Source organism: Mycobacterium sp. (assembly GCF_049683355.1).
In the GTDB taxonomy this organism is placed as follows: Bacteria; Actinomycetota; Actinomycetes; order Mycobacteriales; family Mycobacteriaceae; genus Mycobacterium.
Window position 1 is genome coordinate 1 of record NZ_JBAUJB010000376.1, and the last position, 9,660, is coordinate 9,660.

The 9,660-nt window shown below is 67.8% G+C and carries 11 protein-coding genes and 1 pseudogene; 7 read left to right on the forward strand and 5 right to left on the reverse strand.

Annotated elements, in window-relative coordinates; translation table 11 throughout:
• Positions 1-119 precede the first annotated feature (119 nt).
• Genes WA944_RS21550 through WA944_RS21560 form a run of 3 tightly spaced genes read right to left on the reverse strand, consistent with a single transcriptional unit; the run spans position 120 to position 1,789 of the window.
• Positions 120-590, reverse strand: coding sequence for an SAM-dependent methyltransferase (locus WA944_RS21550; RefSeq protein ID WP_526610171.1), 471 nt, complete (start codon positions 588-590; stop codon positions 120-122).
• Positions 591-641: 51 nt separating this feature from the next.
• Positions 642-1,460 carry a mycofactocin-coupled SDR family oxidoreductase gene (locus WA944_RS21555; protein WP_526369391.1) on the reverse strand — a complete coding sequence of 273 codons (819 nt, stop codon included), beginning with the start codon at positions 1,458-1,460 and terminating at the stop codon, positions 642-644.
• Between the two features lie 14 nt (positions 1,461-1,474).
• Positions 1,475-1,789, reverse strand: coding sequence for a putative quinol monooxygenase (locus WA944_RS21560; protein WP_526369393.1), 315 nt, complete (start codon positions 1,787-1,789; stop codon positions 1,475-1,477).
• 62 nt (positions 1,790-1,851) lie between these two features.
• On the opposite strand from WA944_RS21560, the gene WA944_RS21565 reads away from it, so the two are divergent.
• Positions 1,852-4,512 carry a DNA translocase FtsK gene (locus WA944_RS21565; protein WP_526647326.1) on the forward strand — a complete coding sequence of 887 codons (2,661 nt, stop codon included), beginning with the start codon at positions 1,852-1,854 and terminating at the stop codon, positions 4,510-4,512.
• A gap of 73 nt (positions 4,513-4,585) precedes the next feature.
• On the opposite strand, the gene WA944_RS21570 is transcribed toward WA944_RS21565, so the two are convergent.
• Positions 4,586-5,107 (reverse strand): amino-acid N-acetyltransferase, encoded by a 522-nt coding sequence (locus WA944_RS21570; protein WP_526610876.1) that lies wholly within the window; start codon positions 5,105-5,107, stop codon positions 4,586-4,588.
• Positions 5,108-5,149: 42 nt separating this feature from the next.
• Here WA944_RS21570 and pgsA point away from each other — a divergent pair, with 42 nt between their 5' ends.
• The 5 genes from pgsA (at position 5,150) to WA944_RS21595 (ending at position 8,631) form a co-directional block, all read left to right on the forward strand.
• On the forward strand, positions 5,150-5,746 hold the full coding sequence (gene pgsA, locus WA944_RS21575) for a CDP-diacylglycerol--glycerol-3-phosphate 3-phosphatidyltransferase (RefSeq protein ID WP_526369156.1): 597 nt from the start codon (positions 5,150-5,152) through the stop codon (positions 5,744-5,746).
• A 94-nt stretch (positions 5,747-5,840) separates the two neighbouring features.
• Positions 5,841-6,191, forward strand: coding sequence for a transcriptional regulator ClgR (gene clgR / locus WA944_RS21580; protein ID WP_526369154.1), 351 nt, complete (start codon positions 5,841-5,843; stop codon positions 6,189-6,191).
• Positions 6,192-6,353: 162 nt separating this feature from the next.
• Positions 6,354-7,181 carry a phage shock protein PspA gene (pspA, locus tag WA944_RS21585; protein WP_526610879.1) on the forward strand — a complete coding sequence of 276 codons (828 nt, stop codon included), beginning with the start codon at positions 6,354-6,356 and terminating at the stop codon, positions 7,179-7,181.
• A 28-nt stretch (positions 7,182-7,209) separates the two neighbouring features.
• On the forward strand, positions 7,210-8,028 hold the full coding sequence (gene pspM / locus WA944_RS21590) for a phage shock envelope stress response protein PspM (RefSeq protein WP_526647327.1): 819 nt from the start codon (positions 7,210-7,212) through the stop codon (positions 8,026-8,028).
• A 108-nt stretch (positions 8,029-8,136) separates the two neighbouring features.
• Complete coding sequence (locus tag WA944_RS21595; protein ID WP_526610890.1) at positions 8,137-8,631, forward strand: DUF6789 family protein; 495 nt, start codon at positions 8,137-8,139, stop codon at positions 8,629-8,631.
• Positions 8,632-8,690: 59 nt separating this feature from the next.
• Here WA944_RS21595 and WA944_RS21600 read toward each other — a convergent pair whose 3' ends face one another.
• Positions 8,691-9,140 carry a limonene-1,2-epoxide hydrolase family protein gene (locus tag WA944_RS21600; RefSeq protein ID WP_526373435.1) on the reverse strand — a complete coding sequence of 150 codons (450 nt, stop codon included), beginning with the start codon at positions 9,138-9,140 and terminating at the stop codon, positions 8,691-8,693.
• A gap of 41 nt (positions 9,141-9,181) precedes the next feature.
• On the opposite strand from WA944_RS21600, the pseudogene WA944_RS21605 reads away from it, so the two are divergent.
• Positions 9,182-9,660: pseudogene (locus WA944_RS21605) on the forward strand (glycosyltransferase); the annotation flags it as partial.

Genomic DNA, 9,660 nt, shown 5'->3' on the forward strand with positions numbered 1-9,660 from the left:
ACCGGAGAGCTCTTCGACCCAACACCGTCACCGCGCGCATCACGGCGTCAGCGTGAACACCAAACCGCGCCAATCATCCTCACCGACAACGCCGCCATCATGCTCATGTTGAACGCCGGTCAACACCCGTCGGGTTGGTAGCCGTGCGCCTGCAGCGCCGGCAGCAGCGCGTCCTGCTCGAAGTCGACCGGCACCAGATGTACTGACGGGGGCGTCGCACCGAGTGCCCGGTGCACGACCGCTGTCTTCCGGTCCACGTTGACCGGCTGATCGACCTCGAACACCGGCAGTTCGCTGTGCCGGGCGATCCGGTAGGGGCGGGTGTCCAGGCCGGCCCCGAGGACGACGACGGTGTCGAACTCGATCACCGGGTCGGAGAGGCGCTCGTCGATGTAGCGCTTCCGACAGGCGATGCTCGCCCACAGCCCGGGGCCGGACCGGTTCGACGCGGCGACGGCGGCTCGCCGCACCGCACCGAACCGGGTCAGCCTTACCAGCAGGCGCAGCCGCGCGGGCAGAAAGGACGCCGCCAGATCGTCGTCGACCAGGCGGCGCTCGGGCGGTTCCTGCTGCTCGATGGCCGACAGCACGATCGCCCGATAGCCGTCTGCGCTGCCGGATTCCGCGGCTGCCTCATCGTCTCAACGCTTGTTCACGTACCCCGCGTCGACGGGCAGCGTGACCCCGGTGACGTAGCGGGCCGCGTCCGAAACCAGCCAGAACACCGCATTGGCGATGTCCTCCGGTTCCAGCGCCTGCACCGGCAGCGCATTGCCCATGTCCGGCCCGCCCTGACTGTCCTGCGCCACCCCGTCGAGCCATGACCGGGTGAAGTCGTTGTCGATCATCGGGGTGTTGACGCCCGCCGGGTGCACCGAGTTCACCCGAATGCTGTACTGCGCAAGGAAATTCGCGTACAACCGCATGATGCCGACCATGCCGTGTTTTGCGGCCGCATAGCCGACGGAGCCGCCGACCGGCGCCCCGATCCCCACCAGGCCGGCCACCGAACTGATCAACACGATCGAGCCGCCGTTGCCGAACTTGATCATCGGCTTCATGGCCACGTCGACGGTGTTGTACACGCCGGTCAGGTTGACATCGATGACGTCCTGCCATGCGTCGGCTGCCGCCATCGGCGCGATACCCGCGTTGGCGACCACGATGTCGAGGCGGTTGCCGAGCTTCTCGGTTCCCTCCCGCAACGCGGACTTGACGGCGTCGCGGCCCCGGACATCGGCGCGGCTGGCCACGATGCGCGCGCCCGTCTCCTCGACGAGCTCGACGGTGGCTGCCAGGTCGTCGGGAGTCGCCAACGGGTAGGGCACCGAGTCGATCTGCGCGCAGAGGTCGACGGCGATGATGTCGGCGCCCTCCGAAGCCAGCTTGAGCGCGTGCGCGCGTCCCTGGCCTCGCGCGGCGCCGGTGATGAACGCGACCTTGCCTGTGAGTTCACCCATGGTGGTGTGCGCCGTCAGGGTCGCAGCTGGCCCTTGGCCGGATCTCCGGCGACGACAGGTTGCAACATCTTGATGTCCGGCGCGCCGTCGAGGTGTTCACCGATGGTCCCGAACAGTGTCGCCACCGCCGGCGCCGTGCTGTGTGCCTGCAACGCGTCGCTGTCGGCCCACTGCTCGACGAACACAAAGGTGCCGTCGGCTTCGTGCAGCGAGTACAAGTCGCAGCCGGGCTCGTTGTGCACCGCTTCGATGGCCTGTTTGCAGGCGTCCCGCACGGTGTCCACGGATTCGGGCTTGGCTTTCATGGTGGCGACGACGACTATCGGCATTCTGGACGGCTCCTCGATCTCGACTCTGAGTTGGACAGGTGTCCACCCTATTACGCAGGCGCATGACCCGGCGGTACCGGCGCGGCTGCACCTGTTCTGCCTGGCCTTGCGCCGTACCGCGGAATCGACACCAATCCGTGACCTGTGTGGCTGATGGTGCATATGAGGCGCTTGGGACTAGGGTGGGGGGTATGGCGAGTAAGACCGCGGCCCGATCTGCTGCCCGTCCGACCAGGTCAAAGGCCAGTTCGCGGGATGGGTCGCGGCCGGCGGCACCACGTCGTGCGCCCGTCCGCCGTAAGCCGTCAGCGGTCTCGGCCGCCGGTACCGCGGTCGGTCGGGGAGCCCGCGCGGGCTGGCTGATGCTTGCCAAGGGAGCGGGCAGCACGGCCCGTTCGGTCGGCCGGGCGCGCGATCTCGAACCCGGCCACCGCCGTGACGGGGTCGCCCTCGCTCTGCTGGGTCTCGCCGTCGTCGTCGCCGCGAGTTCGTGGTTCGACGCGGCGCGCCCCGTGGGGGAGTGGATCGACACTTTCGTGAGGGTCCTCATCGGTGCGGCCGTGGTGCTCGTCCCGATCGCCCTGGCCGCGCTCGGGGTCGGTCTGATGCGCACGGAGCCCGACCCGGAATCGCGGCCGAGATTGATTCTCGGCACCGCGATGATCGTGTTGCCTGCGCTGGGCCTGTGGCATCTGTGGTCGGGTTCACCGCAGGCCCCGGCCGCCCGTGAGGATGCCGCCGGCTTCTTCGGCTTCGCGATCGGCGGCCCGCTCTCCGAAGGCCTGACGCCGTGGATCGCCGCTCCGCTGCTGTTCCTCGGCGTGCTGTTCGGTCTGCTGCTGGTGACCGGGACGACGATCCGCGAGGTGCCGGAAACGGTGCGGGCGATGTTCCCGACCCGGTGGCGCAGTGAGTACGAGGATGACTACGACTACGACGACGACGCCTACGACTACGAGTCCGACAGCGCCGAGTCCGAGGACTTCTCCGACGGCTACTACGACGACCCGCAGGGTTACCGGCAGGACGAGGCTCCATCGTGGCCGTCGGCGGCGCAGTCACCGGCGCCGCTGGCTTTGACGGCTGGGCCGGCCGGCACGCCGATGGACAACTATCCGATCGACGACGACGCCCCCACCACCCCCGAACCGGCCGCGAGGACGCGCAAGAAGAAGGCGCCGAAGCCCCCGGAGATGCAGCTGGACCGGGTGGTGGACGGGCCGTACGCGCTGCCGTCGCTGAGCCTGCTCACCGCGGGCGACCCACCGAAGGTGCGCAGCACCGCCAACGACAAGATGATCGAGGTCATCGGCTCGGTACTGACGCAGTTCAAGGTCGACGCCGCGGTCACCGGGTGCACACGCGGGCCGACGGTGACCCGGTACGAGGTGGAGCTCGGACCCGGCGTCAAGGTCGAGAAGATCACCGCGCTGCAGAAGAACATCGCCTATGCGGTGGCCACCGAGAGCGTGCGCATGTTGGCGCCGATCCCGGGTAAATCGGCCGTCGGCATCGAGGTGCCCAACACCGACCGCGAAATGGTGCGGCTTGCCGACGTGCTCACCGCGCCGTCCACCCGGCGTGACCACCACCCGTTGGTGATCGGGCTCGGCAAGGACATCGAGGGTGATTTCATCTCGGCCAACTTGGCCAAGATGCCGCACCTGCTGGTCGCCGGTTCGACCGGTTCGGGCAAGTCGAGCTTCGTCAACTCGATGCTCGTGTCGCTGCTTGCCCGTGCCACGCCGGAAGAGGTCAGGATGATCCTGATCGACCCCAAGATGGTCGAACTGACGCCCTACGAAGGCATTCCGCATCTCATCACGCCCATCGTCACGCAGCCGAAGAAGGCCGCCGCGGCGCTGGCCTGGTTGGTCGAGGAGATGGAGCAGCGCTACCAGGACATGCAGGCCAACCGGGTCCGTCACATCGACGACTTCAACAAGAACGTGAGATCCGGCGTCATCACCACGCCGCTGGGCAGTGAGCGTGTCTACAAGCCGTACCCGTACATCGTCGCGATCGTCGACGAACTCGCCGACCTGATGATGACCGCACCCCGCGACGTCGAAGACGCCATCGTGCGCATCACCCAGAAGGCGCGCGCGGCGGGCATCCACCTGATCCTGGCGACCCAGCGTCCGTCGGTCGACGTCGTCACCGGGCTGATCAAGACGAACGTGCCGTCCCGGCTGGCGTTCGCGACGTCGTCGCTGACCGACAGTCGAGTCATCCTCGATCAGCAGGGCGCTGAGAAACTCATCGGGATGGGCGACGGGCTGTTCCTGCCGATGGGCGCCAACAAGCCGATCCGTTTCCAGGGCGCCTACATCAGCGACGAGGAGATCTACGCCGTCGTCGCCGCCTGCAAGGACCAGGCCGAACCCGAGTACACCGACGGTGTCACCACCGCCAAGCCCACCGGGGAGCGCACTGACGCCGACCCCGACATCGGTGACGACATGGACGTGTTCCTGCAGGCCGTCGAGCTCGTGGTGTCCAGCCAGTTCGGCTCCACCTCGATGCTGCAGCGCAAGCTGCGGGTCGGGTTCGCCAAGGCGGGCCGGTTGATGGATCTGATGGAGACGCGCAACATCGTCGGCCCGTCGGAGGGCTCCAAGGCCCGTGAGGTGTTGGTCAAGCCCGATGAGCTCGCAGGCACGCTGGCGTTGATCCGCGGCGGAAGCGACGCCACCGGCGCCGACGAGGACCCCGACTTCTAGCGCCGGAACGGTATTCCAGCAGCCAAAAATCGAGTACGGGCCGCCTGGAATACCGTTCCGGCGCGGGTGGGGTTCACAGGGTCAAAAGCATCCGGGTGTTGCCGAGGATGTTCGGTTTGACGTAGGAGAGGTCCAGGAACTCCGCCACGCCGGTGTCATAGGAGCGGCGCATCTCGTCGTAGACCTCGGCGGTGACCGGCGTGCCGTCGATCTCGGTGAACCCGTGCCGACCGAAGAACTCGACCTCGAAGGTGAGCACGAAAATCCGCTCCAGCCGCAGCTCGGCGGCCACGGCGAGCAGTCGGTCGACGATCGCGTGGCCCACACCCCGGCCCCTGACCCTGGGGTGCACCGCCACGGTGCGCACCTCGCCGAGGTCTGACCACAGCACGTGCAGGGCGCCGCACCCGATCAGCTCGTCCTGCAGTTCGGCGACCCAGAACTCCTGCACCGATTCGTACAGATTGACCAGGTTCTTCTCCAGCAGGATCCTGCCGGCATAGATGTCGACGAGGGTCTTGATGGCGGGCACATCCGAGGTTCGGGCACGCCGCACGACGAGTTGACCGGTGGACTCATCCGGACCTGCGCTCACACACCGAAGAGTATCGGTTCCGGCAACCAGTATTCTGTGGCGGTGCCGGGCCAACCACATACCGATCCAGTGGTTCCGCGCGCTCGGGTGGCGAACCTCGCAAATGCTCTCACCGGGATCCGGATGGCGCTGGTGCCGGTGTTCCTCGTCGCATTGTTCGTCGGCGACGGTCATGAAACACATTGGCGGGTGGTGGCATTCGTGGTGTTCGCGGTCGCGGTCATCACCGACCGGCTCGACGGGGCACTGGCCCGCAGCTACGGCATGGTCACCGAATTCGGCACGTTGGCCGACCCGATCGCCGACAAGGCTCTTATCGGTGCCGCGCTCATCGGGTTGTCGGTGCTCGGCGACCTGCCGTGGTGGGTGACCGTGGTGATCCTGTCCCGCGAGCTCGCCGTGACGTTGCTCCGGCTGGCGGTGCTGCGACGCGGCATCATCCCTGCAAGCCGGGGCGGCAAGCTCAAGACACTGCTGCAAGCCGTCGCGATCGGTCTGTTCGTGCTGCCCCTGTCCGACGGCTGGCTGACCGGCGCCTGGGTGCTGATGATGGCCGCCGTGGTGCTGACGGTGGTCACCGGCGTCGACTACTTCGTCTCGGCGTATCGGGATTCGCGGGCACGACCCGCTGGTCACTGACGCCGGGCGCGCACCGCGATTCCCGGTGCGTTTCGGGAACCATCCCGAGGACACCGAGCGTTGGGCAAGATAGCCAAGCGAACAGGAGAACGCGATGACGGCATTGCTGCGCGAAGTGATCGGCGACGTGCTGCGGCGCTCCCGGGTCGAGCAGGGGCGCACCCTGCGGGAAGTGTCGGATTCGGCGCGCGTCAGCCTGGGGTACCTCTCCGAGGTGGAGCGCGGGCGCAAGGAAGCATCAAGCGAGCTGATCAGCGCGATCTGCGGCGCACTGGACGTCCCGTTGTCGCGGGTGCTGTCGGAGGCCGGTGACGAGCTGGCGCTCGAGGAGTCCCGCGCTGAGGTCAGCGCGTCCGCTGTGTCACGGGAATCGGCCCGCACCGCAGGCATCGATGTCACCACCAAGGTGGTCATCCCGCAGGTCGTGTCGATGGCGGTGGCCTGACGCCGCCGGCCTGGCCGGTCACGTGCGCAAAAGACCCTCAGGGGTGTGGTGATCTGCGCGGAACCGATAAGTTGGGTGCTGGGCACTTACACCGCAAGCTGACACAGTTCCACATACATACAGACACGCAGACATTCCAGAGACAAAAGGCGGAGCGAACCGATGGCCAATCCGTTCAGCAAGGCGTGGCGCTACCTGATGGCGCTGTTCAGCTCGAAGGTCGACGAGTATGCCGATCCCAAGGTGCAGATCCAGCAGGCGATCGAAGAAGCCCAGCGCCAGCACCAGGGCCTTACCCAGCAGGCGGCCCAGGTGATCGGCAACCAGCGCCAGCTGGAGATGCGGCTCAACCGCCAGCTCGCCGACATCGAGAAGCTGCAGGTCAACGTTCGTCAGGCGCTGACGCTGGCCGACCAGGCCACCGCGGCAGGTGATGCCGCGAAGGCCACCGAGTACACGAATGCCGCCGAGGCGTTCGCGGCGCAGCTGGTGACCTCCGAGCAGAGCGTCGAGGACCTCAAGGGTCTGCACGACCAGGCTCTGCAGGCGGCCGGCCAAGCCAAGAAGGCCGTCGAGCAGAACGCGATGATGCTGCAGCAGAAGATCGCCGAGCGCACCAAGCTGCTCAGCCAGCTCGAGCAGGCCAAGATGCAGGAGCAGGTGAGTTCGTCGCTGCGGTCGATGAGCGAGCTCGCGGCTCCTGGAAACACGCCGAGCCTCGACGAGGTGCGCGACAAGATCGAACGGCGTTACGCCAACGCGATCGGCTCCGCCGAACTGGCGCAGAACTCGGTGCAGGGCCGGATGATGGAGGTCCAGCAGGCCAGCGTGCAGATGGCGGGTCATTCCCGGCTGGAGCAGATCCGCGCGTCGATGCGTGGCGAGCAGTTGCCCGCCGGCAGCCCGGCAGCCCCCGCCTCGCCGGCCCAGAGCCCGGCCACCCCGGCCGCCAACCAAAGTCCGACACCGGAAAACCCGCTGTCGCAATGACCGTGACGGAGACTGACGAGTAGCCCCGATGAGTACACGCACCAGCAGACCGCAGGCCTGGCGCTCAGTGGCGCAACGCGGTGTCGACACCGCCGCGGAGTGGTCGGACCTGCTGGCAGACAAGCTCAACGCCGCCGCCGACCCGCGGGCGAAGCTGCTGCGCAAGCGGCGCTGGGCGTTGCGGCTCGGGGTGTTCCTCACCGTCTCGGCACTGTTCTGGGTGGGGGTGACCGCGCTGCTGGCGTCGTGGAGCACGCCGGTGTGGGCGCTGTTCATCCCGGCGCCGATCGCCGTCGGCGCCGCGTTCCTGGCCACCCTGGCATTCCTGCGCTACCGCTGGCTGCGGGGCGAACCACTGCCGCCGCAGCGGAACCGGACAGCGCGCCGGCTGCCGCCCTGGGGGTCGGCTGCCCGGGCGCCCATGGCGGCCCTGGCAGCCTCCGAACGTGGGTTGGTCTCGCTGCTCGGAGTGCTCGAGCGGGGCCGGATGCTCCCCGCTGACGAGCTGCGTGAGATCCGGATTGCTGCCGAGCAGACGGTGGCGACGATGGCGGCCACCGCCGGCGAGGTGGTGTCGATGGAACGGGCCATCAACTCGGCGCCGCAGTCGCGCGCCCACCTGGCTCCCACCATCGCCGCGTTCCGGACCCAACTCGATCGCGGCGCGCATCAGTACAACGAGATGGTCTCCGCGGCAGCGCAACTCGTGTCAGCCGCCAACTCGGGCTCGATGTCGAGCTCGCCGATGTCGCAACGCCGTTACCGCGACGAGCTGGTCTCGGCGACAGACCGGCTGTCGGGTTGGGCGCAGGCGTTCGACGAGCTGGGGCGGCTCAGAGGGGCCTGAGCCGCCGCTACCTACGGATCCGATCGCCGGGCACACGGATGAACGGCGGCTGAGCGGGAACGCTTCCTCACAGGCTCATGACACGGAAATGAGATTGAGGAGGCCCTGATGAACAAGGCGGCACTTGTCCGGGGCGCCATCGGCGGGGCTGTCGGCGGCGCGTTGATGGCGGTGTGGTCGGTGCTGGCGATGGGGTTGACCGGCGTGGGTTACTGGACACCGATCAACCTGTTCGCCCACACCGCGTTCGCCTCCGCCCCCCTGGGCGCCACGTTCAGCCTGCCTGCGCTGATCATCGGTCTGCTGATCCACTTCGCCGTGGCGATCGGCTTCGGCGTGGTCTTCGCCGCTATGATGACACCGGCTCGGGGGTGGTTGCCGACTACGGCCACCAGTGCAGGGTCGGGGCTGGTCTACGGCTTGGTGATCTGGCTGGTGATGCATTTCCTGGTGTGGTCGTCGGCCGACGCCGTCGCCGCGTCGGCGTTCACCCCATGGATCTTCGCGGTCGGGCATCTGATCTACGGGCTCACCCTGGGGCTGGCCCTCGGACGGGTACAGCGCACGGTCGGACCGGCCGCGTCACGCCCGCGGGTGCACTGAGTCCGCCGATGTCGCAGCGGCGCCACCGCGATGCGACCCACGCGCCGGTGGTCAGCCAGTCAGAAGGTCGGGCGCAGTGACGGAAACACCGCCGCGACCACGGCCCGCAGCGGAGCCTTGACCAGGGCGTCGAAGAAGTCGAAGTAGTCGCGCCACAGCGTGACCTTGCCGTCGTGCACCTCGAAGGTGCCGCACACCCAGAACTGCAGCCGCAGCGGCCCGATGATCAGCGCGTCGGTGCGCTCGGTCAGCACCACGTTGCCGTTGCAGGCGATGCGGTGGAACTTCACCGCGAAACCCGCCTTGCCCTGACCGCTGCGCAGCAACTTCATCACCCGGGCACGACCGCGAATCGACGGCAGGCCGACGTTCTGCCAGATCAGCTCCGGCGCCGCCAGCGACTCCACGACGTCGAAGTCCTCGTCGGCCAGCGCGAACAGGAATGTTTCCACGGTGTGCGCGTTGGCTGCTGTTGTCGTGTACGGCGTCGTCAGTACCTCGTCAGTCATCGTCTGAGCCTAACGGCGGATGCTGTGGCAGGGTAGCCCGCATGCGCGTCGCCGTGGTCGCTGGACCCGATCCGGGACATGCCTTTCCGGCCATCGCGCTGTGCCTGCGCTTCCTGGCCGCCGGTGACGTCCCGACCCTGCTGACCGGCCGGAAATGGTTGGACGTAGCCCGGGGTGAGGGAATCGATGCGGTGGAGCTCGCCGGACTGGATCCCACGTCGGACGACGACGATGCCGACGACGGTGCGAAGATCCATCAACGAGCGGCGCGGATGGCGGTGCTGAACACCCAGCGCATCACCGAGCTGGCGCCGGACGTGGTGATCTCCGATTCGATCACCACCTGCGGCGGGTTGGCCGCCGACCTGCTCGGCCTGCCGTGGATCGAGTTGAACACCCACCCGCTGTACCGCCCGTCGAAAGGGCTGCCGCCGCTGGGCAGTGGCCTGGCCCCCGGCACCGGGCTGCGCGGGCGGATGCGCGACACGGTGCTGCGGGCGCTGAGCGCACGTTCGTGGCG

Bases quoted from the DNA above. Each gene is read 5' to 3' on its own strand.
- pspA (WP_526610879.1), top strand. From the start codon at position 6,354: ATGGCCAATCCGTTCAGCAAGGCGTGGCGCTACCTGATGGCGCTGTTC.
- pspM (WP_526647327.1), top strand. From the start codon at position 7,210: ATGAGTACACGCACCAGCAGACCGCAGGCCTGGCGCTCAGTGGCGCAA.
- WA944_RS21565 (WP_526647326.1), top strand. From the start codon at position 1,852: ATGACCCGGCGGTACCGGCGCGGCTGCACCTGTTCTGCCTGGCCTTGC.
- clgR (WP_526369154.1), top strand. From the start codon at position 5,841: ATGACGGCATTGCTGCGCGAAGTGATCGGCGACGTGCTGCGGCGCTCC.
- WA944_RS21555 (WP_526369391.1), bottom strand. From the start codon at position 1,460: ATGGGTGAACTCACAGGCAAGGTCGCGTTCATCACCGGCGCCGCGCGA.
- WA944_RS21600 (WP_526373435.1), bottom strand. From the start codon at position 9,140: ATGACTGACGAGGTACTGACGACGCCGTACACGACAACAGCAGCCAAC.
- WA944_RS21560 (WP_526369393.1), bottom strand. From the start codon at position 1,789: ATGCCGATAGTCGTCGTCGCCACCATGAAAGCCAAGCCCGAATCCGTG.
- WA944_RS21595 (WP_526610890.1), top strand. From the start codon at position 8,137: ATGAACAAGGCGGCACTTGTCCGGGGCGCCATCGGCGGGGCTGTCGGC.